This is a genomic window from Mesorhizobium sp. M1227 (genome assembly GCF_040318315.1).
Taxonomy (GTDB): domain Bacteria; phylum Pseudomonadota; class Alphaproteobacteria; order Rhizobiales; family Rhizobiaceae; genus Mesorhizobium.
This window is the reverse complement of the sequence record NZ_JAMYLZ010000005.1, coordinates 60,877-85,631: the sequence shown is the minus strand read 5'-3', so window position 1 is coordinate 85,631 and position 24,755 is coordinate 60,877. Positions and strand designations below refer to the sequence as shown.

Annotated in this window: 17 protein-coding genes; 9 read left to right on the top strand and 8 right to left on the bottom strand. The window is 63.9% G+C overall.

Going from position 1 to position 24,755, the window contains the following annotated elements:
* Positions 1 to 9: 9 nt before the first annotated feature.
* Together NKH28_RS09390 and NKH28_RS09385 are read right to left on the bottom strand one after the other, a co-directional pair.
* Positions 10 to 2,064, bottom strand: a complete 2,055-nt coding sequence (locus NKH28_RS09390) for a bifunctional aldolase/short-chain dehydrogenase (protein ID WP_352978575.1) — start codon at positions 2,062 to 2,064, stop codon at positions 10 to 12.
* Between the two features lie 81 nt (positions 2,065 to 2,145).
* Positions 2,146 to 3,111 carry a sugar-binding transcriptional regulator gene (locus tag NKH28_RS09385; RefSeq protein WP_352978573.1) on the bottom strand — a complete coding sequence of 322 codons (966 nt, stop codon included), beginning with the start codon at positions 3,109 to 3,111 and terminating at the stop codon, positions 2,146 to 2,148.
* Positions 3,112 to 3,257: 146 nt separating this feature from the next.
* Here NKH28_RS09385 and NKH28_RS09380 point away from each other — a divergent pair, with 146 nt between their 5' ends.
* From NKH28_RS09380 to msuE, 9 genes are all read left to right on the top strand, one after another.
* Positions 3,258 to 3,503, top strand: a complete 246-nt coding sequence (locus NKH28_RS09380; protein ID WP_352453248.1) for a type II toxin-antitoxin system ParD family antitoxin — start codon at positions 3,258 to 3,260, stop codon at positions 3,501 to 3,503.
* 17 nt (positions 3,504 to 3,520) lie between these two features.
* Positions 3,521 to 3,835 carry a type II toxin-antitoxin system RelE/ParE family toxin gene (locus NKH28_RS09375; RefSeq protein ID WP_352970966.1) on the top strand — a complete coding sequence of 105 codons (315 nt, stop codon included), beginning with the start codon at positions 3,521 to 3,523 and terminating at the stop codon, positions 3,833 to 3,835.
* A gap of 90 nt (positions 3,836 to 3,925) precedes the next feature.
* A complete protein-coding gene (locus tag NKH28_RS09370) occupies positions 3,926 to 5,566 on the top strand; it encodes an acyl-CoA synthetase (RefSeq protein WP_352978571.1) in 1,641 nt (546 codons plus the stop codon).
* Positions 5,567 to 5,803: 237 nt separating this feature from the next.
* The gene (locus NKH28_RS09365; RefSeq protein ID WP_352978569.1) at positions 5,804 to 6,412 is read left to right on the top strand and encodes a TetR/AcrR family transcriptional regulator; all 609 of its coding nucleotides are present in this window, start codon (positions 5,804 to 5,806) and stop codon (positions 6,410 to 6,412) included.
* 62 nt (positions 6,413 to 6,474) lie between these two features.
* Positions 6,475 to 7,623: an efflux RND transporter periplasmic adaptor subunit gene (locus NKH28_RS09360; RefSeq protein WP_352978567.1), complete on the top strand. Its 1,149-nt coding sequence runs from the start codon at positions 6,475 to 6,477 to the stop codon at positions 7,621 to 7,623.
* A 208-nt stretch (positions 7,624 to 7,831) separates the two neighbouring features.
* Positions 7,832 to 10,972 (top strand): efflux RND transporter permease subunit, encoded by a 3,141-nt coding sequence (locus NKH28_RS09355; protein WP_352978565.1) that lies wholly within the window; start codon positions 7,832 to 7,834, stop codon positions 10,970 to 10,972.
* A 70-nt stretch (positions 10,973 to 11,042) separates the two neighbouring features.
* On the top strand, positions 11,043 to 12,536 hold the full coding sequence (locus NKH28_RS09350) for an aldehyde dehydrogenase family protein (protein WP_352978563.1): 1,494 nt from the start codon (positions 11,043 to 11,045) through the stop codon (positions 12,534 to 12,536).
* 133 nt (positions 12,537 to 12,669) lie between these two features.
* Complete coding sequence (locus NKH28_RS09345) at positions 12,670 to 14,025, top strand: LLM class flavin-dependent oxidoreductase (RefSeq protein WP_352502051.1); 1,356 nt, start codon at positions 12,670 to 12,672, stop codon at positions 14,023 to 14,025.
* Positions 14,026 to 14,137: 112 nt separating this feature from the next.
* Positions 14,138 to 14,698: an FMN reductase gene (gene msuE, locus NKH28_RS09340; RefSeq protein WP_352455213.1), complete on the top strand. Its 561-nt coding sequence runs from the start codon at positions 14,138 to 14,140 to the stop codon at positions 14,696 to 14,698.
* Between the two features lie 146 nt (positions 14,699 to 14,844).
* Here msuE and NKH28_RS09335 read toward each other — a convergent pair whose 3' ends face one another.
* The 6 genes from NKH28_RS09335 to NKH28_RS09310 form a co-directional block, all read right to left on the bottom strand.
* The gene (locus NKH28_RS09335) at positions 14,845 to 16,554 is read right to left on the bottom strand and encodes a trimethylamine N-oxide permease (RefSeq protein ID WP_352542214.1); all 1,710 of its coding nucleotides are present in this window, start codon (positions 16,552 to 16,554) and stop codon (positions 14,845 to 14,847) included.
* Between the two features lie 397 nt (positions 16,555 to 16,951).
* Complete coding sequence (locus NKH28_RS09330) at positions 16,952 to 19,321, bottom strand: trimethylamine N-oxide demethylase (protein WP_352978561.1); 2,370 nt, start codon at positions 19,319 to 19,321, stop codon at positions 16,952 to 16,954.
* 261 nt (positions 19,322 to 19,582) lie between these two features.
* A complete protein-coding gene (locus NKH28_RS09325) occupies positions 19,583 to 20,212 on the bottom strand; it encodes a sarcosine oxidase subunit gamma (protein WP_352978559.1) in 630 nt (209 codons plus the stop codon).
* On the bottom strand, positions 20,205 to 23,189 hold the full coding sequence (locus NKH28_RS09320; protein WP_352978557.1) for a sarcosine oxidase subunit alpha: 2,985 nt from the start codon (positions 23,187 to 23,189) through the stop codon (positions 20,205 to 20,207). Before NKH28_RS09320 ends, NKH28_RS09325 begins: the two co-directional genes overlap by 8 nt.
* Positions 23,189 to 23,464, bottom strand: coding sequence for a sarcosine oxidase subunit delta (locus tag NKH28_RS09315; RefSeq protein WP_352970938.1), 276 nt, complete (start codon positions 23,462 to 23,464; stop codon positions 23,189 to 23,191). The genes NKH28_RS09320 and NKH28_RS09315 overlap by 1 nt, the downstream gene beginning before the upstream one ends.
* Positions 23,465 to 23,481: 17 nt before the next feature.
* Complete coding sequence (locus tag NKH28_RS09310) at positions 23,482 to 24,735, bottom strand: sarcosine oxidase subunit beta family protein (protein WP_352978555.1); 1,254 nt, start codon at positions 24,733 to 24,735, stop codon at positions 23,482 to 23,484.
* Positions 24,736 to 24,755: the final 20 nt, after the last annotated feature.

Sequence of the window (24,755 nt, the reverse complement as noted above, 5' to 3'; positions counted from 1 at the left end):
TGTTTAGATCTATCTCAACGCCGCCGCGATGTTGCCGCCGTCGACCGTCGTCACATCGGCGGTGGTCCGCTCGGCCAGCGCTTGATGCAGAAAGGCCTGGGCGACGTCTTCTGCCGTTACTTCCTGCCCGAGCAGGTTGCCCGACATGTACTCGTTCTCCGACACGCCGCGTGCGCCCGAGCGGCTGGCGATCATGGCATCGGTCAACAGCCCCGAACGGATGCGGTCGGCGTTGACGGCATTGGAGCGGATGCCATGGGCACCGTAGTCGAGCGCATATTGCCTGGACAAAAACAGCGCTGCCGCCTTGGGAATGCCATAGGCGCCGAACTTCGGCCCCGGATTGACCGCCTGCTTGGAGGTATTGAACAACAGCACGCCGCCGGTGCCCTGTTCGAGCATGATGCGCACGGCATTCTGCGCCGCCGACTGATGGGCGAAGAAATTGAGTTCGAAGCTTTTGCGCAAGGTGGCGTCGTCGAGCTCGCCGATCCGGCCCTCCCAGGCAGCACCGGCATTGGACACGAGAATGTCGAGGCCGCCGTAGACGTCGACCGCCTTGTCGAAGGCGGCGCGCATCTGCACCGGATCGGTGATGTCGGCGCCAATGCCGATCGAACCGTTGCCGGCCTTTTTTGCCGCCTCGGCAGCCCTTGACCCATCGAGATCGACGACGACGGCATGGGCACCGTTGTCGGCGAACAGCTTTGCCGTGGCAGCACCGATCGCGCCGGCGCCGCCGGTGACCAGCATCACCTGGCCGGTCAGCGGTTTCGGCTTGTTGGCGGCAACCTTGGCCTGTTCGAGCGACCAGTATTCGAGCGGGAACAGGTCGGCTTTGGAGAGCGGGCGGAAATCGCCTACGGCTTCGGCGCCGCGTACCGCCTCGATCCACATTTCGCCGACGTCGGAGGCGATCTTCGCATCCTTCAGCGTGCGGCCGTGGCCGAACATGCCGAGGCCGGGCACCAGCGTCAGCCGCGGCATCGGGTCGAGCATGGTGCGCTTCACGTCGTCGAGCGCATCATTGGTTTCGAAATAGGCGCGATAGTCCTTGGCGAATTTCTCGACATGCTGGCGGATGACGGATTTGTAGTCGCCGACCTTGTCCGCGTCCGGCGCCGGCAGTGCCATCGGTCCGGTCTTGATGCGGATCGACAGGTCGGGTGTCGACACGCCGCGTCCGGCATAGTCGGCAATTTTTGCCGAATTGATGAAATCGACGATCGCATCCGAGGTACGGAAGTCGCTGATCATCCGGTCGAAGCGGCCTTCGCCGCGTGCCACCGCCACCGCGCCGCGCAGCATCGGCGCAATCTCCGCGGGCTTGGCCAGCCTGGCCGGCAGTGCCACTTTTTCGGTGCGCGGCTTGCCGTTCCCAGCGATGAAATCCTCGGCGACGTTCACATAATGGATCATCCGGTCATAGGCCTGCCTGGCATCGTCGCCGAAGGTGAAGATGCCGTGCTTGTCTAGGATCAGACCTTCGACCGTCGGATCGGCGTCGAATACATCGGCGGCCGCCTTGGCCAGATCGAAGCCCGGCATGATGTAAGGCACGAATCCCATTTTCTCGCCGAACACCTTCCGGCTCAGCGCTTCACTGTCCTCCTGGTCGACGATGGCCAGGATCGCCGTCGAATGGGTGTGGTCGACGAATTTGTGCGGCAGGAAGGCGTGCAGCAGCGTCTCGACCGAAGGGTTGGGCGAGGACGGATCGATGAGGTTCGCCCGCTGCAGCGCGACCATGTCCTCGTCGGAGAGCTTCTTGAGCGACCGCGCCTTCAACAGCGCGCCGAGCTTGACCGCCGGCAGGCCCTGCGGCTCGATGACGCCCATGTCCCAGCCGCTGCCCTTGACGCAGAGCACGTCCCATTCGTCGCCGACAAGGTCGGTGGCCTTGATCTTGCACGATGTGTTGCCGCCGCCATGGAGGACGAGCCGCGGCTCGCCGCCCAGCAGCCTGGTCGTATAGACGCGCAGCGCCAGGTCGCGGGCCACACCCTTCTTTGCATAGTCGGCGACCAGCTTCTCCGCCTCGCCGTCATTCCACAGGTTCTTCATGTCAGCTTCGTCCGATTTCTCTTTTGTTGTGAACAGGAATACCGCGACGCCTTGATGACAATGCGTCGGCGGCTCTAGGTATCAGGCGACCTCTTTTGCTGCCGCTCCGGCATGGTCGAGCAGCCGTCGCGCCATGCGCGCGCCGACGACGAGATGGGTGCAGAGCCCGCCGGCGATCGCCGCGACGAGCGGTTCGAACTTGCTGTCCTCCTGCACCACTACAAGGCGCTTTTCGATGCTGCGCAGCGATGACAGCTCTGCCGAAATCAGCCGGCGGTTGTAGCTGCAGTCGAGCGCCTGGCCTCGGGCGTCGATGATCTGCCCGGCAATGACGCCGGCCGCACCCGCCTTGCGCAATGCAGCCATTTCGCATGGCGTCAGCGCGCCGCATTTGACCAGATGGCTGTCGGTATCCACTGAGCCGACCGAGTATAGCGCCAGGTTGCAGTCACCGATGCCCGACAATTGCTCGCGGATCACCGGCTCGGCGCGCAGGCCGCGTGCCAGTTCTTCCGTCGTCAGAACCAGCGGCGCGTAGAAGTTCAGTCCCTTGGCGTTGAGCCGGCGCGCGATTTCCATGGTGCACTGGTCCGGCCGGTACGAATAGGGGGCGCCCAGATTGCCGCAGAGCTGCACCACGGTGACGTCCTGCAGATCGGCATAGGACATGATGTCGGCGATGGTGTAGATGGTCCGCCCCCAGGCGACGCCGATACGGTCGCCCTTCCTGACCAGCTCGAGAAAGACGCTTGCCGCCAGCACCGCGATGTCGGTCGAGGGGTCGGCGACATAGCCGTTTTCCGGCGCGATCCAGACCGCGTCGAGCTTCAGCGCGTCTTCCAGCTTGCGCGCCAGCACGTCGTCGGTGAAAAGCTGGGTCGAGGTCGAGATGTTGACGATGCCGGTCTCGCGCGCCTTGCGCAGATACATCGCCACCGAGGCACGGGAAATCTTGAGCTGGCTGGCCACCTGGTCCTGGCGCAGGCCGTGTGCATAGTAAAGCCAGGCGGCCTTGTGGATAAGCTGTTCTGCCGGTCGGATCGCCATGCCATCTCCTCGCTGACATTATTCACGGCTCTCGACAAAAGTCAAACCTTAGGCTGCGCACCTGATCCGACACTTGGCATCCCGGATGTCAGTAATTGCGCATTTATTGTTATCTAGGTACAATAAACCGATCAGGAGGTCCGACAATGAACGTATCACTGGGAGAGCGTTGGGAAACCTTTGTTTCCAACATCGTCAAGCGCGGCCGCTACGGTTCTGCCAGCGAAGTCGTGCGCGAGGGCCTGCGCCTTGTCGAAGAGCGCGAGGAAAAGCTGAAGGCGCTCCGTGCCATGGTGGACAAGTCGTTTGCTGAAGGCGGCGAAGCCACCGAGCAGGATATTGACGCCGCCTTGGAAGCCAAGGCCAAGCAACTCGCAAGGGAAGGCTTTTAGGAGTGCCACGGCTGCGCATGCTGCCGTCGGCACAAGCAGATTTGGTCAATATCCTTGAATACCTCACTCGTGAAAGCGGCAGCCTGTTGATTGGCGGGCGTTTTGTGGATGCTCTGCGCCAGAAATGCCGTGATCTGGCGAGCTTGCCGGCGACGATTGGTCGTGCTCGTCCCGAACTCCGGCCGGACGTCCGAAGTTTCGCTTTCAGGGGATACGTGATTTTCTTCCGCTATAATGGCGACTTTTTCGAAGTGGCGAATATCGTGGAAGGGCATCGGGACATCGACGCTTTGTGGCCGGAGGGTGAGGGCGGGGAGGGGCGTCCCAAGTAATGGGCGAAGGGTCTGATGGCGGTGCACGAATCCAGTACGCGCTCAGGATCTGGTGGTAAGAAGGCTCGACCAGACATTGCGGAGGACGGGATGGGCAATCCCTACGAACAGGATCTCGACAGGAATCCGGCCAACCACCAGCCGCTGACGCCGCTCACCTATTTTGAGCGGGCGGCAAAAACCTTTCCCGACCAGACCGCCATCATCCATGGCCGCCAACGCACGACCTATCGCGATTTCTGGAAGCGCTCGCTGAGGCTTGCCTCGGCGCTGGCGAAGCGCGGTATCGGCAAGGGCGACACCGTCACCGTCATGCTGTCGAACACACCGCCGATGCTGGAAGCGCATTTCGGCGTGCCGATGACCAGGGCGGTGCTGCATTCGCTCAACACCCGCCTCGACGCCGCCGTCATTGCCTTCCAGCTCGATCACGCCGAAAGCAAGGTGCTGATCGTCGACCGCGAATTCGCCGGCGTGGTTCGGCAAGCGCTGACGCTGGCCAAGGTCAGGCCGCTGCTGATCGATTACGACGATCCCGACTATGCCGCCGATGCGCCCTATGCCAAGGGCGAGCGGATCGGCACGCTGGACTACGAGGCGTTTGTCGCCGACGGCGACGAGGATTTCGCCTGGTCGATGCCGGACGATGAATGGGATGCCATTTCGCTCAACTACACCTCCGGCACGACAGGCAATCCGAAGGGCGTCGTCTGTCACCACCGCGGCGCGGCACTGATGGCCTATGCCAACACCATCCATGCCGGGATGGGCAAGCACCCGGTCTATCTGTGGACGCTGCCGATGTTCCACTGCAACGGCTGGTGCTTTCCCTGGACGCTTGCCGTGCAGGCTGGCACCCATGTCTGCCTGCGCTGGGTGCGGCCGAAGCCGATCTACGACGCCATAGCCGATCACGGCGTCACCCATCTCTGCGGTGCACCCATCGTCATGTCGGTGCTGATCAACGCCAGGGACGAGGACAAGCGGCAGTTCCCGCAGACCGTCACCTTCAACACCGCCGCGGCGCCGCCGCCCGAGTCGGTGCTGTCGGGCATGGCCGATGCGGGCTTTGCCGTCACCCATCTCTACGGCCTGACCGAAACCTATGGCCCGGCCGTCGTCAACGAATGGCATGGCGAGTGGGACCGGCTGGAGAAAGGGGCGAGGGCGGCGAAGAAGGCCAGGCAAGGCGTACGTTATGCCGCGCTCGAAGGCCTGACGGTGATGGACCCGCAGACGATGCAAGAGACGCCGGCTGACGGCGAGACGATCGGCGAGGTGATGTTCCGCGGCAACATCGTCATGAAGGGCTATCTCAGGAACCGCAAGGCGAGCGATGAGGCCTTTGCCGGCGGCTGGTTCCATTCGGGCGACCTCGGCGTCATGCACCCGGACGGCTACATCCAGCTCAAGGACCGTTCCAAGGACATCATCATCTCCGGCGGCGAAAACATCTCCTCGATCGAGGTCGAGGAGGCGCTGTACAAGCATCCCGCCGTCGCTTCTTGCGGCGTTGTCGCCCGATCCGACGACAAATGGGGCGAGGTGCCGGTCGCTTATGTCGAGCTGAAGCCGGGCAAGGCGGCGACCGAGGCGGAGGTAATCGAGCACTGCCGCGCGCTGCTCGCCCGCTTCAAGGTGCCGAAAGCGGTGATCTTCGCGGAAATCCCGAAGACTTCGACGGGCAAGATCCAGAAGTTCCGGCTGCGGGAGATGGCAAAGCAGCCTTAGGGCCTGATCCGAAAACGGAACCGATTTCGGAAAGCATCTTTTCAAGATCCTTCGCAAAAAACACGGGGCGGCGTTGCAGGCGCGCCCGGCGGAAACCACATGCGTTTCGTGGGCCAACTCCGTCCGGGGATGTCACCATCTGTCACTAGTAGCCAAAATCGTGCCTTGACAGGTGATGGTTTTCAATTTACGAGTGACGAAATTCTAAATTCGTCAGTCGTAAATTTGGCCAACGAGATGCTTGAAACCCTAGACACCACCGCCGATTCCGCCCGCCAGGAAAATGTCACGCGCATCCTGGATTGCGCGGAGCGATTGTTTCGCCACTACGGCTACGGCAAGACCAACGTCGCCGACATTGCGCGCGAACTCGGCATGTCGACTGCCAATATCTATCGCTTCTTCGCCTCCAAGGTGGAAATCCACCAGGCGGTTTGCGGCCGCATGCTCGAGACCTGCTACCGGTTGAGCTACGAGGCCTGCCATGGTTCCGGCACCGCCAGCGAGAAGCTCCGCCGCTACGTGCATACGCACTATCAGTGGACGCTGGAAACCATGATCGACCAGGAGAAGGTGCACGAGATGGTCATCGTCGCCATCGAGCGCGACTGGCACGTCATCGAAAAGCACATCGACAGCATCCATGAACTGGTCGCGGAAGTGATCCGCGAGGGCATCGGTACCGGCGAGTTCATCGATCAGGATCCGGTGATCGCTTCCCGGTGTTTCGGCGCTGCCATTATCAGCCTCTCTCATCCGCAGATAATGGCCCAGTGCCTCGCCAAGAAGAACCGGGCGACGCCGGACGAGCTTACCGAGTTTGCCATCAGAGCCTTGAAGAAATGACCATTGCCGCCCGTCGGGCGGTGATGTCGGCAATTCATCTCCACAATTCGGGAGTACGAAAAGTGTCTTTGTCCAAGTCCATCACCTACAGGCGACCGGCCGCCGGCCTGGCACTGATTGTCGTTGCCGCTCTCGGCCTCGCCGGCTGCTCGCAGGAGAAAGCCGAGGTCACCGAGATCATCCGCCCGGTCAAGGTGGTCGAGATCGCCAAGGCGAGCGATACCCGTCAGCTTTCCTATTCCGGATCGGTGCGTGCCCGCACCGAGATGAATCTCGGCTTTCGCATCAACGGCAAGATCACCGAGCGCCTTGTCGACATCGGTGACCGCGTCAAGCCGGGTGACGTTCTCGCCCGCGTCGATCCCACCGACTACGAGCTCTCGGTGAGAAGCTCTCAGGCCAGCCTCGATGCTGCCGACCGTCAGGTCGAGACAGTCGAGCTTACGCGCAAGCGGGCCGAACAGCTCTACGCCAAGAATTTCGCGCCGAAGTCGCAGCTCGAGCAGGCGACGCTCGCCTATAATCAGGCGGTCGCCACGCGAGACTCCGCCCGCTCGCAGCTTGCCCAGGCACAGAACCAGGTCCGCTATACCGATCTCAAGGCGGACAAGAACGGCATTGTCACCGCCGTTGCCGCCGATGTCGGCCAGGTGGTCGGCTCCGGCACGCCGGTGGTGACCGTTGCCATCGACGGCGAGAAGGAAGTCCTGATCGCTGTTCCGGAAACCGATATCGCCGAATTCAAGCCGGGCAAGACCGTGAAGGCTGGTTTCTGGTCCGATGAGGCGCTGACGCTCGACGGCAAGGTCCGGGAAGTCGCCGGCAGCGCCGATCCGCAGTCGCGCACCTTTGCCGTTCGCGTCAGCCTGCCCAACGATCCTCGCGTGCTGCTAGGCATGACCGCCTCCATCGAAGCCGCGGTGGACAACCGGCAGCAGCTGGTGTCGATCCCGCTGGCCGCGTTGGCGCAAAAGGACAGCCAATCGATCGTCTGGACAGTCGACCGCAACGGCGGAACCGTCCATGCGCATCCGGTCAAGGTCGCCGCCTTCACCCCCGACGGCGTCAGCGTCGCCGATGGGCTGAAGCCGGGTGACGTCGTCGTCGCCGCCGGCACGCAGTTCATGACCGAGAATCTGAAAGTCAAGCTGACCGGTGATGCGGCGCAACAGTCGGCGTCGGCCGATGACGCTGCAAGGCGCTTGCGCTGACGGCCAGGCAATTCACGGTTTCCGGGCGGCAGGCGCCCCCGATTTTCGAGATCTCAGGTCGATGTAACCCCCACGTCGATCCTCGCGTCCCACCGCGATGTAGATCTCTCAACTCGGAAAGCCACGCCGCCCGGAAGCCCACATCGGAAGTTCCTTGGGCATGCGAAAGCGCGTGCTCTGTTGATCAAATTGAAACGGACTGACGCCGATGACCATCGACACCAATCAAAAGCGGTCTTTCAATCTTTCGCGCTGGGCAATCGGCCATCCGAGCATTGCCCGCTTCCTGTTCGGGCTGATCATCGTCGCCGGTGCGCTCGGCCTGATGCGCATGGGCCAAAAGGAAGACCCCGATTTCACCTTCCGCGTCATGGTCGTCCAGGCGATCTGGCCAGGCTCCTCGATCAAGGAGATGGAGGACCAGGTCGTCAACAAGATCGAGCGCAAGCTGCAGGAAACGCCGCACCTCGATTTCGTTCGCTCCTACACCCGCGCCGGCAGCGCCATCATCACCTTGCAGGTCAAGGGCGACACCAATCCGGCGCAGGTCGCCGATGCTTTCTATCAGGTGCGCAAGAAGGTCGGCGATATCGCCAATGAGCTGCCGCAAGGGCTGCTCGGGCCCTACTTCAATGACGAATTCGGCGACACGTTCATCACCCTGCATTCGATCAGCGGCGACGGCTACAGCTATCCCGAGCTGAAGAAATTCGCCATCCAGGCGCGTGACATGCTGCTGACGACGCCCGGTGTCGAGAAGGCCGTGATCATCGGCGACCAGCCGGAAAAGCTCTACATCGACGTTTCTTCCAAGGTGCTTGCCGAACGCGGCCTGACGTTGACCGACCTGCAGAATGCGATCCAAGGCCAGAACAATGTCGACCCGGCAGGTTCGGTCGACACCGGCCAGCGTTCGGTGCGCATTTCGGTCGAGGGCGATGTCACCAGGGCGGCCGACATCCGCGAGCTTCGCCTGCGCGCCGGCAACCAGGTGACGCGCCTCGGCGACATCGCCACCGTGACCTCCGGCCTCGAGGATCCGTACCAGCGCAAATACCGTTTCAACGGTCACGACAGCGTCCAGCTCGGCGTCGTAATGGCCAAGGGCTTCAACGTCACCGACGTCGGCAAGGACGTCGAAGCGACCTATAAGCGCTTCGAAGAGGCGCTGCCCTATGGCGTTTCGGTCGATCAGATTTCCGACCAGCCGCATGTCGTGAAGGAGGCTGTGAGCGAGTTCATGGAAGCGCTCGGCGAAGCGCTGCTGATCGTGCTTTTCGTATCGTTCCTGTCGATCGGCTGGCGCTCGGGCCTGGTGATCGCGATCGTCATTCCGCTGGTCCTGGCCGCCACGTTCGCCATCATGTACGAGCTCGGCATCGACCTGCAGCGCATTTCGCTCGGCGCGCTGATCATCGCCCTTGGCCTCCTGGTCGACGACGCGATGATCGTCGTCGAAATGATGGAGCGAAAGCTCGAGGAAGGCTTGGTCAAGGTCGAGGCGGCGAGCTTCGCCTATTCCTCGACCGCCTTCCCGATGCTGACCGGCACGCTGATCACCACGGCCGGCTTCATCCCCGTCGGTTTCGCGGCCTCGACGGCCGGCGAATATGTGCGCACCCTGTTTTACGTCGTCGGCATCGCGCTGGTCGTGTCCTGGTTCGCGGCGGTCTATTTCACGCCGTGGCTCGGCCACATGATCCTGAAGCAGCGCAAGCACGCCGGCAACCATCACGATGTCTTCGACACGCGCTTCTACCGCCGTCTTCGCTCGACCGTTGCATGGGCGGTGCGCCACCGCATCATCGTCCTGGTGATGACGCTGATGACGTTTGCCACCAGCCTGTGGGCGTTCCAGTTCATCCCGCAGAATTTCTTCCCGCAATCCTCGCGTCCGGAAATCCTTGTCGACCTCTGGCTGCCGGAAGGCACCAGCATCAAGGAAGTCGAGACCCAGGCCAAGGCGCTCGAAGCCAGGATGATGGACGACAAGGACAAGCGCTTCATCGCCACCTATGTCGGCGAAGGCGCGCCGCGCTTCTTCCTGCCGCTCGACCAGCAGCTTCGCAACCCGAACTTCGCCCAGCTTCTGGTGATGGCCAATGACGAACCGGCCCGCGAGCGGCTGATTGTCAAGCTGCGCACCATCCTGGCCGATGATTTCCCATCGATCCGCGCCAAGGTCGACCGCCTGTTCCTTGGTCCGCCGACCGGCTGGCCGGTGCAGATGCGCGTCATGGGTCCGGATCGCCAGGAGGTGCGCCGCATCGCTGACGAGGTGAAGGCGAAGTTCCAGGCAAATCCGCTGCTCGGCGCCATCCACGACGACTGGCTGGAGCCGGTGCCGACGATGAAGCTGGTGATCGACCAGGATCGCGCCCGTGCGCTCGGCGTCACCTCGCAGCGCATCCGCCAGACGCTGCAGGCGGCCATGTCGGGAGCGCCGCTCGATGACTTCCGCGACGGCGAGGAGACGGTTTCGATCGTCGCCCGTGAGCCGGAGGCAAGCCGTCACCTGCTGTCGGCGGTCGACTCCGTCTACATCCCCACCGATTTCGGTGGCTCCGTGCCGCTGTCGCAGGTCGCCAAGGTGGTCCCGGTGCTGGAGCAAGGCGTCGAATGGCGGCGCGACCGCTTGCCGACCATCAGCGTACGCGCCACGCTGCCGGACGGCGTGCAGCCGAACGATGTCGCCATGAAAATGTACAGCGAGATGCAGGGCCTGCGCGCCAGCCTCGCACCCGGCTACAAGATCGAGATCCAGGGCGGCGCCGAGGATGCGGCCGAAAGCCAAGCCTCGATTGCGGCGAAAGCGCCGATCATGCTGGCCGTCATCGTCGTGCTGCTGATGATCCAGCTGCAGCATTTCGGCAAGGCCATGCTGGTGCTGGCGACCGGTCCGCTCGGCATCATCGGCGCGGCGGCGGCACTTTTGATCAGCGGCGCGCCGTTCGGCTTCGTCGCCATCCTCGGTGTCATCGCCCTGCTCGGCATCATCATGCGCAACTCGATCATCCTGGTCGATCAGATCGACCAGGACATCGCCGCCGGCGTGGAGCGTTCCGAGGCCATCATCGGCTCGGCGGTGCGCCGGTTCCGGCCGATCGTGCTGACGGCGCTGACGGCGGTGCTGGCGCTGATCCCGATCTCGCGCGGCGTCTTCTGGGGGCCGCTCGCCTACGCCATGATGGGCGGCATTCTCGTCGCCACGGTGCTGACCATCCTTGTCCTGCCGGCAGCCTATGCGCTGTTCTTCGGCAGGGAGCCCAAGAAGGTGGTGGCAACGGAAGAGGCGGCCAAGGTAGCAGAAGAAAGCGAAAGGCCGCAACTGGCCCTGGCGGCCGAATAGAGCTGTTGGCAAATGTGACCTCCGGCGGTTTAATCCGCCCACCAGGCGTAGGCGCCGGAGGAGGACCGTCATGACCATGGCTCAGACAAAGGCACCGCTGCGGCTGCCGATCGACGGGCGCCATCGCCAGATGTTCATCGGCGGCGGCTGGGTCGATGCCCGCTCCGGCCGGACCATGGAGAGCCGCAATCCCGCCACCGGCGCGGTCATCGCCACGGTGCCGCGCGCCGACCGCCAGGACATCGACTTGGCGGTGACTGCTGCGCGCAAGGCGTTCGAGGGCCCGTGGAGCCGGTTCAAGCCTTACGAGCGGCAGGTGCTGCTGCTGAGGATCGCCGACCTCTTCGAAAAGCACTGGGAAGAGATCAGCCGCTCCGACACCACCGACATGGGCATGCCGATCATACGCACCCGCGCCAATCGCAACCGGGTCATCGGCATGCTGCGCTACTATGCCGGCATGGCGACGGCGCTGCACGGCGAGACGATCGACAACTCGCTGCCCGGCGAAATCGTCTCGTTCACCCACAAGGAGCCGGTCGGCGTCGTCGGCGCCATCATTCCCTGGAACGCGCCAACGGCGGCGTCGATCTGGAAGATCGGCCCGGCGCTGGCGACCGGCTGCACCATCGTGCTGAAACCATCGGAAGAGGCGCCGCTGACGCCGCTTTTGATCGCCGACATCATGAACGAGGCCGGCGTTCCGGAAGGCGTCGTCAACATCGTCACCGGCACCGGCACCGAGGCAGGTGCCGCACTCGCCGAGCATATGGGCGTCGACAAGATCGTCTTCACCGGCTCGACGGCGACCGGCCAGTCGATCGTGCGGGCCTCGGCCGGCAACCTCAAGCGCGTCTCGCTGGAGCTCGGCGGCAAGTCGCCGGTCATCGTCTGCGCCGATGCCGATCTCGACAAGGCGGTGCCGGTGGCGGCGATGTCGGTGTTCGCCAATTCCGGCCAGATCTGCATCGCAGGTTCGCGCCTTTTCGTCGAACGCGCCGTCCATGACGAGTTCGTCGAGCGGCTCGCGGCATACGCCAAGGGTCTCAGGGTCGGCGACGGCATCGACCCGGCGACCGAGATCGGTCCGCTCGTCTCCGAAAAGCAGCTGCAACGGGTCACCGGTTACCTCGAGGCCGGCACCGCGGAAGGGGCGAAACTCGTCACCGGAGGCACCCGGCTTGTGGAAGGCGCGCTTGGCGCCGGCAATTTCGTCGCGCCGACTGTCTTTGCCGGCGTCTCGGACGACATGAAGATCGCCCGTGAGGAGATCTTCGGGCCGGTGATTTCAGCCTTGCCGTTCGATACGCTGGACGAGGCGGTCGAGCGGGCCAACAACACGCCTTACGGCCTGGCTGCAGGGGTCTTCACCCAAAATCTCGCCACCGCCCACCAGCTGTCGCGCAAGATCCGCGCCGGCTCGGTCTGGGTCAATACCTATCACGCCATCGATCCGGCCGTGCCCTTCGGCGGCTACAAGATGAGCGGCTACGGCCGCGAGGGCGGCGCCGAGCACCTCGCCGAATATCTCAACACCAAGGGCGTGTTCATCAAGATCGATTGATTTGTCCGCCGCCCGCACAAAAAATGCTCCCCGACGCCGGTTTTGCAAAACAGAATTCCTTCCCATGGCCGCAAAGCCATCCCATGCTCGAGCAATTGGAGCGTTACGCTCGTCGTCATCGGTGCGTTTTTCCATGGCAGAAAATCGACAATTGCGGCTTGGCGCTTTCATGCGGCCCGTCAGCCTTCATACCGGCGCCTGGCGCTACCCGGGCGCCTATCCCGACGCCAACTTCAATTTCGCGCATCTCAAGCACTTCGCGCAAAGGCTGGAAGCGGCAAAGTTCGACGCCTTCTTCATGGCCGACCACCTGGCCGTGCTCAACATGCCGATCGAGGCGCTGCGGCGCAGCCACACGGTCACGTCCTTCGAGCCGTTCACGCTGTTGTCGGCGCTTGCCGCCGTCACCGATCGTATCGGGCTGATCGCAACCGCCTCGACGACGTTCGACGCGCCGTACCACATCGCCCGTCGTTTCGCCTCTCTCGACCATATCAGCGGCGGGCGCGCCGGCTGGAATATCGTCACCACATCCAATCCCGACGCCGCGCTGAATTTCGGCCTCGACGAGCATGTCGAGCACGACGAGCGCTATCGCCGGGCGCGGGAGTTTTACGATGTCGTCACCGGCCTGTGGGACAGTTTTGCCGACGATGCCTTCATCCGCGACGCCGAAAGCGGGCTCTATTTCGATCCGGCGAAGCTGCATGTGCTCGACCATAAGGGCGAATATCTTTCGGTGCGGGGACCGCTCAATATCGCGCGGCCGGTGCAGGGCTGGCCGGTCATCGTGCAGGCCGGCGCGTCGGAGGCCGGACGGCAGCTCGCGGCGGAAACGGCCGAGGTGATCTTCGCCGCCCATGCCGATCTCGCCTCGGGGCAGCGCTTCTTTGCCGACGTCAAGGGACGTGCGCAAAAACTTGGCCGGTCGCGCGACGACATCAAGATCCTGCCCGGCGCCTTCGTCATTGTCGGCGAGACCGTCGAGGAGGCGCAGACGAAGCGGGCCAAGCTCGACAGCCTCGTCTACTACGAGAGCGGCGTCGCCTCGCTGTCGATCGCGCTCGGCCACGACGCGTCGCGGTTCGATCCGGATTCAGTCTTGCCCGAAATCCCGGAAAGCAACGCCAGCAAGAGCGGCCGCGAGCGCGTCATCGAACTGGCGCGCAAGGAAAACCTGACCGTCAGGCAGCTTGCGCAGCGGCTGGGCGGCTATTCCGGTCTTGCCTTCGTCGGCACTTCGAAAACCATCGCCGACGAGATGGAGGAATGGCTGGTCACCGAAGGCTCGGACGGGTTCAACGTCATGTTCCCCTATCTTCCCGCCGGATTGGATGACTTCGTCGAGAAAATCGTGCCCGAATTGCAGCGGCGCGGCATTTTCAGGAGCGAATACGAAGGATCGACCCTGCGCGAAAATCTTGGCCTGAAGCGGCCGCCAAACCGGTTCTTCCAACCTGAGACGGCAGCGATCCGCAAAGCTGGCTAGAACCGGTAATGATTTTAGACCGTGGCAAGCATCCGTTCTTTTCGTTCGGCCCGAATGTCCATAGGGTCAGCAGCGGGCTGGCAGCCCGAAATCATCGCGAGGGCTTTGCATCATGACCAATCCGGCCGTTGTCGGTTTCTCAGGCAATTTCACCCGGCCGTCCAAGACGCGCGGCTTCGTCGATCGTATCGTGAACGAGGTAGCCGGCAGATATGGCCTGGCCGCCAGCACGCATGACGTCGTCGACCTCGGCCCCAGCCTCGGTGGCGCCAAATGGGCGCGTGAACTGGATGCGCAAGCGGGCGATATCCTCAAGCGCGTCGTCGCGGCGGACGTGCTCGTCGTTGGCTCGCCCACCTACAAGGGCAGCTATACCGGCCTGTTCAAACACTTCTTCGATCTTGTCGACCCAACGGCGCTCAGGGGCAAGCCGGTGGTGCTGCTGGCGACCGGCGGCGGCGACCGGCATGCGCTGATCATCGAGCACCAGCTGAGACCGCTGTTCGGCTTCTTCGAGGCCTTTACGCTGCCGACCGCGATCTACGCTTCGGACAGGGATTTCATCGACGGCGTGCTTGCGTCCGAGACGATCCAGGCGCGCGTCGGACAGGTCCTCGAGGATATCGGTGCAGCGCTTGGCGGTCGCTCCCGCGCCGGCACCGCTGCCGAATAGCCCCTAAAAAGAAAAACCCGCCTCAGCGGCGGGTCTCGGGGCGAATCAGCACCATACCAAAATTAGTAGCATAGCTGCCGGCACAAAGCAAGAACAAAATGCAGGAATCGAGCGCGCCTTGCGTGCCCGATCCCTCAACGCAGCCGTCAGATGACGAACAGCCAGTTGGCGAGCAGCATCACCACGACGCCGGCGACCAGCGTCAGATAGGGCAGCATCCCCGCCTTTTTCACCGCAAGGTCGGACGAGCTCATGCCGAGATCGGCCAGCATGTGGTCGGGGAATTTGCCCTTGTCCTGGATGTAGTGCCGGAAGCAGAACACCGGGATGATCAAGGCTGCCGTGATCAGCCCGGCCCACAATGCCATCGGGTTCCAGACCTTGGCGCCGGCGCCCATGAAGACCGCGTTGACGTAGGCAAAGATGGCGCCGAGGCCGAGCAGCCAGCTCGGCGCCCTCCATGGCCGCGCGATGTGGCCATTGTCGATGCGGTGGATCCAGCCGGCATTGAGGTTAAGGAAGTTGAAGATGATGTAGCCGCAATTCGACACGGCGAGGATGAAGAAGAAGCTTGTTGCATCGGCCGAGGCGATGGCCAGCACGATCAGGTTGAAGATCAGGTCGGTCCACATCGCCCGCGTCGGGGCGCCGTGCTCGTTGACATGGCTGAGATAGCGCGGCAGCCAGCCGTCGACCGAGCCTTGATAGAGCGTGCGCGAGGAGCCGGCCATCGCCGTCATGATGCAGAGCACCAGCGCCAGGATCATCAGCATCACCAGCAGGCTGTGGATCAGCTGTCCGCCGCCGACCATACCGGCCAGCGCATCGGCAACGCCGGAGCCGTCGACGATCGGCGTCGCCAGCATGCCGTTCAAGCCGAGCACGCCCTGGAAGGTGAACGGCACCAGGATGAACAGCAGCATGCACAACAGGCCGGAATAGAAGATCGCCTTGAAGGTATCGGTGCCCGGGTTTTTGAACTCGGAGGTGTAGCAGACCGCGGTCTCGAAGCCGTAGGTCGACCACGCCGCGATGAACATGCCGCCGAGCACCAGCGTCCAGCCGGCGATGTTCCACGCGCCGGGCTCCGGCGCATAGGCTGCCGCGAGCGGCACCAGCGGCGAGAAGTTTGCCCAGTTGATCTGGCCGGTGACGATCGGCACCACGCCGACGATCAGCATCGGGATGATGACCAGCAGGCCGATATATTTCTGCACGTTGGCCGTGCCCAGGATGCCGCGATGCTGGATCGAGAAGATGATCAGCATCAGCACCGCGCCGATGAAGAAGGTGGCGTTGAAGGTGAAGGAAACCGGGCCAAGCGTGTGACCGTAGAGCGTCCAGTTACGGATCGCCGGCGTCGCCGCCGCGGTGACCGCGGTGATGGCGTCGGCGGCGCTGGTTCCGGCATGGGCCGCGATATAGGCGGCGACCTCCGGCGACGTGTCGGTGAACAGCGGCACCGGCGCCAGTGCGTTGAGGATATAGGCGGCGGCGATCGAGCAGCCGAGCGACAGCACCGGCGACCAGGCGAACCAGTTGCACCACACCGAAAGCGGCGCGATGAATTTCGAATAGCGCAGCCACGCGGTGGCGCCGTAGACCGAGGCGCCGCCGGATTTGTTCGGGAACAGCCCGGCGATCTCCGCATAGGTGAAGGACTGCAGGAAGCCCATGACCATGGATACGGCCCAGATCAGGAAGGCCAGTGTTCCGGTGGTGCCGGCGATGCCGCCGATCGAAAACAAGACAAGGGCCGGAACGCCGCTTGCCACCCAGAAGGCGCCGCGCCAATCGATGTTCCGGTGCAGCTGCCCTTCGGCAGGCGGCACCAAGGTGGTGACTATCGTGCTCATTTACGTGGATTCCCCATTTTTGATGTTCCCCATCGGCAACAGCCGCAATCTCGCGAGGCGTCATCGACGCTCACGTTGAACGGCCTCAGGCGTTTTCCGCTCAGTAGTATTTTTTTCTTAGCAGTGAAGATTGACCCAAGGCGCTTTCACGTCAAGTGGTTTGTGACGCTGTGCACATTGCGTTTGTGAAACAGTCGAGCTTCGCTGGCGCTGCCAACGGGTGCGGTCTTTCCTTCTCCCCTTCTTGTGGGAGAAGGTGGCCGAGCGAAGCTCGGTCGGATGAGGGGTGTTCCAGATTGGCAAAACCGCACTTCGTCCAGCACCCTCAACCGTCTTGGCGCTGCGTGCCAATCCACCTTCTCCCACAAGGGAGAAGGGAAGAACCAGGCAGCGTCGGTCAGGAGCGCGGCCTGGTCTTTTGCGGGTCGTAATGGGCGAAGGCGACGACGCGCGCCGGCAGCCGCTTGCTGTGACCATCGAGCTTGCCTATCTCGACCTCGGTGCCGATCGCCGAATGCGTGACGTCGAGCCTGGCCAACGCGATGGTCTTGTTCAGCACCGGCGAACGCATGCCGGAGGTGACGACGCCGATCTGCGCCCGGCCGATATGCACGCAATCGCCGTGGCCGACGGCGACATTGGCGTCGACGTCGAGGCCGACCAGCTTCTTCTGCGGGTTTTCCTTGCGCCGGATCAGTGCCTCGCGGCCGATGAAATCGTCGCTCTTGGTCTTCAGCGGTACGGTGAAGCCGATGCCGGCCTCGAACGGATCCGTCTGGTCGGAAAACTCGTAAGCAGCAAAGATCAGCCCGGCCTCGATGCGCACCATATCGAGCGCCTGCAGCCCCATCGGCTTCAGGCCGTGCGGTTGGCCGGCCTGCCAGATCGCGTCGAACACCTTTTCGGCGTCGCGCGGATGGCACCAGATCTCGTAGCCGAGTTCGCCGGTGTAACCGGTGCGCGAGACAACGACCGGAATGCCGTTGCCGCCGCCGATGCGGGCGACGGCGAAACGGAACCATTCGAGTTCGTCGATCGACGGCTGCAGCGGCGAGGTCCAGATGATCTGCCGCAGGACGTCGCGGCTTTTCGGTCCCTGCACGGCAACATTGTGCATCTGGTCGGTCGAGGAGCGCACCAGCACGGTGAGGCCGAGTTTTTGCGCCGTTTCCCGCAGCCATTGGCCGGATAGATCGTCGCCGCCGACCCAGCGGAAATTATCCTTGCCGAGCCTGAGCAGCGTGCCGTCGTCGATCATGCCGCCATGCTCGTAGCACATGGCGGAATAGACGACCTGGCCGACGCCGAGCTTCTTGATGTCGCGGGTCAGCGTGTATTGCAGCAGCGCCTCGGAGTCCGGCCCGGTGACCTCGAACTTGCGCAGCGGCGACAGGTCCATGATCACGGCGTCCTGCCGGCAGGCCCAGTATTCATCGATCGGGCCTTGCTTGGCGAAGGAATTGGCGAGCCAATAGCCCTTGTACTCGACGAAGTTGCGGGTGTGCTTGGCAAAGCTCGAATGAAAGGCGGTCTCGCGGGTCATTTTCGGTTCCGAATCGGGCGTCATGCGTCTGGCGATCGCTCGCGAGAATTTGTGCTGGCCGGGATAGGTTCGCACATGGATGTCGGTCAGGTTCCAGCCATTGGCCGGCGTCGTATCGTCGGGGCAGGCGGACGAGACGCAGACGATGTCCGTGAGCGCCTTGAGTAGCACATAGTCGCCCGGCCGCGACCACGGCTCGTCCGATACCACGACGCTATGCGCGTCGATGGCCGTGTTGAAGAAGAAGTTGATCGCCATCCAGCCGGCGCGAGGCGTGACACCCTTGTCGGCCAGCGCGCGGTTGAAATTCTCCGAGCAGTTGGGATGGCCGGGATAACCGATGTCGTCGTAATATTTGGCCGCGCAGGCGAGCGCGAATGCATCGTGGCGGCCGCAAGTGTCCTGCACAACCTCGACCAGCGGCTCCATGTCCTGGTCGTAGTATTTTGAGTGCAGACCGGGCATCGGATAGCTCGAACCCATCAGCGTGCGCGTCGTCGTCACGTCGAGCGGATGATCGCGGCCCTTGTCCAGCTTGCGCGCCGAAAAGCACTGGAAGTCGGTGCATTGGCGCCCGTCGACATCGATGATCTGCAGATAGTCGCCCGCCTTGACGAAGTAGGCCTCCGCCGTCGCCGAATGGACGCGCAGGTCGAGCACGGGATCGGCCAGCGGGTCGGCAAGCCTGGATTTCGCTGCCGGGCGGATGGTGGCGCGGCGGACGATGACGCTAAGCGGCGTCGCCGTATCGTGGCCGTCGACCAGCATCGGCCCGCCGGGCGCGGCAATCAGCATCGACCCATCGCGGGCGACGGTAAAAGCCTGTTCGGTACCGGCAGGGGTGGCGCCGCCGAAAACGCGAACCGCCTTCGCCTGGTCGAGCTGCACCTGGCGCCGGTCGAGCCCCCGGCGCAAGGATGCGAGGCTGTGGTCGCCTTCGGCCAGCAGCGCCTTGATGCCGGCGGCATTGCTGTTCGATTTCTCGCCGAGAATGCCGGGATCGGTCGCCTCGCTGCTGTCCCATGCCAGCAGCTCGCAGGCCTGCCCGCCCTCGACATCGCGCACGGTGACAATGTCGCCGGCCTCGACCTCGATCAGCACCGCGCCATTGCCCTGAACCGAGTAGCGCTCCATCCCGGCCGGCAGCGTAATCTGGCCTGGCCGCAGGATCAGGCTCGGCCGGGGCGGTCCGGCGACGACGGCGGGGTAGGGCGACTGGCTCATCTCAACCTTGGTTTCGAGAAACAAGTTTGCCTGTGTGTGAAATTATTTTAGCGGGAAGAATAGCAGGGGGATCGGGTTTGGCAAGGTGAAGGTGGCACAAGCTCCCCCTTCTCCCCCTGTGGGAGAAGGTGTCGCCGAAGGCGACGGATGAGGGGTGTTGGACGGAGTGCCGTCATAGCCAAGCTGGAGCACCCCTCATCCGACCGAGCTTCGCTCGGCCACCTTCTCCCACAAGGGGAGAAGGGAAGGTGGCGCACAATCCTACCCCAATTCCTCGGAATGCCCGATCTCGACGCCATACTCGGCGGCAGCGTCCAGTATCGTATGCCACAGGCTTTCCGCGAAGGTGGCGAACACCAGAAGATTGAACACCGCCTGTCCGTCCGGCCGGTCATTGCCGCGCCAGAGATTGATGCTGGTGTGATCGACCGAGGTCGCCGCAGCGGTGCCGGCCGGGAACACCGCGGGGTGCAGGTCTAGCGACGACAGTTTGGCCAGCATCGCGCGCGCCTTTTCTCCGGAAACGCTGATCAGCGCGCGCGCATGCGACTGGTCGGACAACGAGGCGGATTGCGCAAACGCCTGGTTCAGCGGTTCGCTCGCGTGCTTGCCGCCATTGGACAGGACCAGGAACTGATCCGGTCCCGACCAGATCAACGTAGCGTCGGGAGTTCGGGTCGCCTTGGGCGTTTCCGGGGCGGCAACGCCGAAGCGGGTTTCGGCGGCCTTCGCCAGTTCTGCCGCTTTGCCGCGCCGCGCCATCACCTGGATCAGGTCGAAATTGCGGATCTCGGTGAGCGATACGCCGGCCGCCGTGCCGCGCGCGCCATTGGCGCCGACAACAAGCGCTTTCTCCAGCGGACTGCGGGCAATCCAGGAAAACTCAGCCACGCTGGCGCCCTCCATCCGGATCGTAGAAGACCGGGCTGCACAGCTCGACGTCGTAGTCTTCGCCGCGCAGCGGGTCATGCGCATGGACGATCTCGCCAATGCGCTCGCGGCCACGCTCAACAAGCGCCAGCCCGATCCACTGGTCGAGCATGGGCGAGAAGCAGACCGAAGTGACATAGCCCTGGTCGTTGCCGGGACCGGGCGTCTCGCCTTTCGGAATGATATGCGCGCCGGAGCGCAGGCGGCGCGTCTTATCGACCGGCTTGAGGCCGACCACGACCTGCCGGTCTGGGGCAATCAGCGCCTCGCGCCCGGCCATGACGCGGCCGATGAAATCTTTTTTGGTCGACATCATCTTGCCGAGGCCGAGGTCGGCGGCGGTCGTCGTGCCGTTCAGCTCCGGTCCGGCGACATGGCCCTTTTCGATGCGCATGACGCCGAGCGCCTCGGTACCGTAGGGCGTAACGCCGAACGGCTTGCCGGCCAGCATCAAATTGCGCACCAGCGCCTCGCCATAGCGGGCGGGAACCGAAATTTCGAACGCCATTTCGCCCGAAAACGAGATGCGGAACAGCCGCGCTCTGATGCCGCCGCGAAGCGCGACTTCCCGCGCCCCCATGAAGGGAAAGCCCTCGTTCGACAAATCCTCCGCCGGATCGACCATTTCCCGAAGCAGGTCCCGGGTCTTCGGCCCGGCGATCGAGAACTGTGCCCATTGATCGGAGACGGATGTCAGCTGCACGTCGAATTCGGGGAACAGCACCTGCCGGCAGAATTCGAGATGCTGCATCACCAGCCCGGCCTTGGCGGTGGTGGTGGTCAGGAAATAGTGGTCCTCGGCCAGCCGCGACGTCGTGCCGTCGTCATAGACGATGCCGTCCTCGCGCAGCATCAGCCCGTAGCGGGCTTTGCCGACGGCGAGACTGGAGAAGGTGTTGATGTAGACGCGGTCGAGAAAGGCGCCGGCATCCGGGCCGTGCACGTCGATCTTGCCGAGCGTCGAGACATCGCAGAAGCCGACGCCGGAGCGCACCGCCTTGACCTCGCGGGTGACCGATTCCAGCCAGTCCTTTTCGCCGGCGCGCGGATACCATTGCGCGCGCTTCCACAGGCCGGTGTCGACGAACACCGCGCCCTGTTCGGCTGCCCAGTGATGCGACGGCGTCAGCCTCGTCGCATGGAAGTCTTCGTCGCGATGATGGCCGGCGAAGGCGCCGATGGCGACCGGCACATAGGGTGGGCGGTAGATCGTCGTGCCGGTTTCGGGGATCGATTTGCCGCTGATTGCCGCCATGATGGCGAGACCGGCGACGTTCGAGGTCTTGCCCTGGTCGGTGGCCATGCCGAGCGTCGTATAGCGCTTGAGATGCTCGACCGATTCGAAACCTTCGCGCTGCGCCAGCTCGATGTCGGACGCGGTCACGTCATGCTGGTAATCGACTAAGGCTTTCCCTTTGCCGGCCACATACCAAAGCGGCGTCAGCGAAAACGCCTCGCTGTCGGCGACCGGCGATGTGCCGGCATTGCCGCCGCGTCCAGCACTCTGCGCTGCCGCAGCACCCGCGGCAAAGCCCTGGCGCAGGCAGTCGCCCAGCCCGAAGGCGCCGTTGGCGGCGCCGACGGCCATCATGCCGGGCGGCGCACCATCCGGCACGAAGGCTGCGATATCGTCCTGCCATTTCGGCCGGCCGCGATGATAGGAGGTCAGCCCGACCGCTGGGTTCCAGCCGCCGGACACGGCAAGCCCGTCGGCTTCGACTTCCGCCCGTGCGCCGCCGGTCAGCGCCACCACGATTTTCCGGACCCCGTCCTTGCCGCCTTCGACCCCGCTGACCGAGCCGTTGAGCACGGCAAAGCCGCCCTTGGCGGCAAGCGCGCGATGCGCGGCGGAGACGTCCGGGCGCGCGTCGACGACCGCCGCGATCTGCAAACCGGCGCCAAGCGCGGTCTCGACCGTGCGCCAGCCATCCTCATTGTTGGTGAACAGCGCGATCCTCTTGGCAGGGGTAACCGCGTAGCGCGCGACATAGGTCCGCATCGCCGAAGCCATCATCACGCCCGGCAAGTCGTTACCGGCAAAGACGATCGGCCGCTCGATGGCGCCGGCGGCGACGACGCAGCGCTTGGCCACGATCCGCCACAGCCGCTGGCGCACCTGGTGCTCGGGCGGCGAGGGCAGGTGGTCGTTGACCCGCTCGATGGCGCCATAGGTGCCGCCATCATAGACGCCGAACAATGTCGTGCGGGTCATGATGCGGACATCGGGCAGTGCGGCGAGTTCGGCCAGCGTGCGCGTAATCCATTCGGCCGCCGGCGCGCCGTCGATCATGCCGCCGTCGGCGAGCAGGCGGCCGCCAAGCGCAAAATCTTCCTCGCACAGGATGACGCGGGCGCCGCCGCGCCCGGCCGCCAGTGCCGCACCCAGCCCGGCCGGGCCGGAGCCGGCGATCAGCACGTCGCAATGCGCCCAGGCCTTGTCGTAATGGTCGGGGTCGGCGACGCCGGGGGCGCGGCCGAGGCCGGCGGCGCGGCGAATCGTTGGCTCGTAGATCGTTTCCCAGAATTTCGCCGGCCACATGAAGGTCTTGTAGTAGAAGCCGGCGACGAAGATCGGCGCGAACAGCTGGTTGACCGCCATCAGATCGTGGCGCAGCGACGGCCAGCGGTTCTGGCTGGCGGCTTCGAGCCCGTCATAGAGTTCGGCCGTGGTCGCTTTGGTGTTCGGCTCGCGCCGCGCTCCGCTGCGCAGTTCGACCAGCGCGTTGGGCTCCTCCGAACCAGCGGTCAGGATGCCGCGCGGCCGATGGTATTTGAACGAGCGGCCGACCAGCTTGACGCCGTTGGCGATCAGCGCCGAGGCCAGCGTGTCGCCCTGGAAGCCGGCAAAGCTCTTGCCGTCGAAGCGGAAGGCCAGCGGCGCGGCGCGATCGATGAGACCGCCGCTCTCCAGCCGGTGTGTCTGCGCGGGCCCAACCATCAGCGCCCAACCTCGGCGGCACCAATGCCTGCAGCCGGTTCGACCGCCGAAATCTCGTGCGTCAGCGTGTTGCGGGCGACCTTCAGCCAGGCCCGGCAGCCGCCGCCATGGTACCAGTATTCGCTCATCGGCCCGGCGATGTTGTCGCGCAGATAGACGTAGTCGAAGACCTCGTCGTCGGTGGCGCCGGCCGCCGGACGCACCGGCTTGGCGTCGCCCAGATAGGTGAACTCCCCGAGTTCGCGTTCGCCGCAGAAGGGACAGACAATGCGCATGCTTCTTCAGCCAGCCTTCAATGCAGGTTCGGTTGGGCGCCTTGGCCCTTTTCGTCGATCATCGCACCTCGCCGGAAGCGGTCGAGACGAAAGCGGGCAGCCTCCTTGTGCGGCTGGTCGCGCGCCAGCAGATGCGCAAAGACCAGGCCGGAGCCGGGCGTCGCCTTGAAGCCGCCATAGCACCAGCCGGCGTTGAGATAGAGCCCGTCGACCGGTGTTTTGTCGATAATCGGCGAGCCGTCCATCGACATGTCCATGATGCCGCCCCACTGACGCAGAAGCCGTATCCGGCCGATCATCGGCATCAGCGCCATGCCGCCTTCGCAGACGTCTTCCATGACAGGCAGATTGCCGCGCTGGGCGTAGGAATTGTAGCCGTCTATATCGCCGCCGAAGACCAGGCCGCCCTTGTCGGACTGGCTGACGTAGAAATGGCCGGCGCCGAAGGTCATGACATTGGGGATCAGCGGCTTGATCGCCTCGGAGACGAATGCCTGCAGCACATGGCTTTCGATCGGCAGCCGCATGCCGGCCATCGCCGCGACGCGCGACGAGGAGCCGGCGACCGCCATGCCGACCTTGCCTGCGCCGATCCTGCCGCGGCTCGTCTCGACACCGGTCACCTTGCCGCTGCCATCGCGGACAAAACCGGTCACTTCGCAGTTCTGGATGATGTCGACGCCGAGCGCGCTCGCCGCATGCGCGTAGCCCCAGACCACGGCATCGTGTCGTGCCGTGCCGCCGCGTCGCTGCAAAAGCCCGCCTTGCACTGGAAAGCGCGCATTGTCGAAGTTCAGGAACGGCATCATCTTCCTGACCGCCGCCAGATCGAGCAGTTCGGCATCGATGCCGTTGATGCGCATGGTGTTGCCGCGCCGCGCATAGGCGTCGCGCTGTGCGTCGGAATGGTAGAGGTTGATGACGCCGCGCTGGCTGACCATGGTGTTGTAGTTGAGGTCCTGCTCCATCCGCTCCCACAGCTTCATCGAAAGCTCGTAAAAACCGGTATTGCCGGGCAGCCCGTAATTGGAGCGGATGATGGTTGTGTTGCGGCCGGCATTGCCGGAGCCGATCCAGCCTTTTTCCAGCACGGCGACATTCCTGATGCCGTATTCGCTGGCGAGGAACCATGCCGTCGCCAGGCCATGGCCGCCGCCGCCGATGATCACCACGTCGTAGTGGCTCTTCGGGCTGGCGTCGCGCCAGGTGCGCTGCCAGTTCTTATGGCCGGAAAATGCCGCCCGGGCGAGGGAGAAGATCGAGTATTTCATGAACCTGTTTCGCGCCGGGC

Bases quoted from the DNA above. Each gene is read 5' to 3' on its own strand.
- NKH28_RS09370 (WP_352978571.1), top strand. From the start codon at position 3,926: ATGGGCAATCCCTACGAACAGGATCTCGACAGGAATCCGGCCAACCAC.
- msuE (WP_352455213.1), top strand. From the start codon at position 14,138: ATGACCAATCCGGCCGTTGTCGGTTTCTCAGGCAATTTCACCCGGCCG.
- NKH28_RS09345 (WP_352502051.1), top strand. From the start codon at position 12,670: ATGGCAGAAAATCGACAATTGCGGCTTGGCGCTTTCATGCGGCCCGTC.
- NKH28_RS09355 (WP_352978565.1), top strand. From the start codon at position 7,832: ATGACCATCGACACCAATCAAAAGCGGTCTTTCAATCTTTCGCGCTGG.
- NKH28_RS09335 (WP_352542214.1), bottom strand. From the start codon at position 16,554: ATGAGCACGATAGTCACCACCTTGGTGCCGCCTGCCGAAGGGCAGCTG.
- NKH28_RS09375 (WP_352970966.1), top strand. From the start codon at position 3,521: ATGCTGCCGTCGGCACAAGCAGATTTGGTCAATATCCTTGAATACCTC.
- NKH28_RS09315 (WP_352970938.1), bottom strand. From the start codon at position 23,464: ATGCGCATTGTCTGTCCCTTCTGCGGCGAACGCGAACTCGGGGAGTTC.
- NKH28_RS09330 (WP_352978561.1), bottom strand. From the start codon at position 19,321: ATGAGCCAGTCGCCCTACCCCGCCGTCGTCGCCGGACCGCCCCGGCCG.
- NKH28_RS09310 (WP_352978555.1), bottom strand. From the start codon at position 24,735: ATGAAATACTCGATCTTCTCCCTCGCCCGGGCGGCATTTTCCGGCCAT.
- NKH28_RS09390 (WP_352978575.1), bottom strand. From the start codon at position 2,064: ATGAAGAACCTGTGGAATGACGGCGAGGCGGAGAAGCTGGTCGCCGAC.
- NKH28_RS09365 (WP_352978569.1), top strand. From the start codon at position 5,804: ATGCTTGAAACCCTAGACACCACCGCCGATTCCGCCCGCCAGGAAAAT.
- NKH28_RS09380 (WP_352453248.1), top strand. From the start codon at position 3,258: ATGAACGTATCACTGGGAGAGCGTTGGGAAACCTTTGTTTCCAACATC.
- NKH28_RS09320 (WP_352978557.1), bottom strand. From the start codon at position 23,189: ATGGTTGGGCCCGCGCAGACACACCGGCTGGAGAGCGGCGGTCTCATC.
- NKH28_RS09350 (WP_352978563.1), top strand. From the start codon at position 11,043: ATGACCATGGCTCAGACAAAGGCACCGCTGCGGCTGCCGATCGACGGG.
- NKH28_RS09385 (WP_352978573.1), bottom strand. From the start codon at position 3,111: ATGGCGATCCGACCGGCAGAACAGCTTATCCACAAGGCCGCCTGGCTT.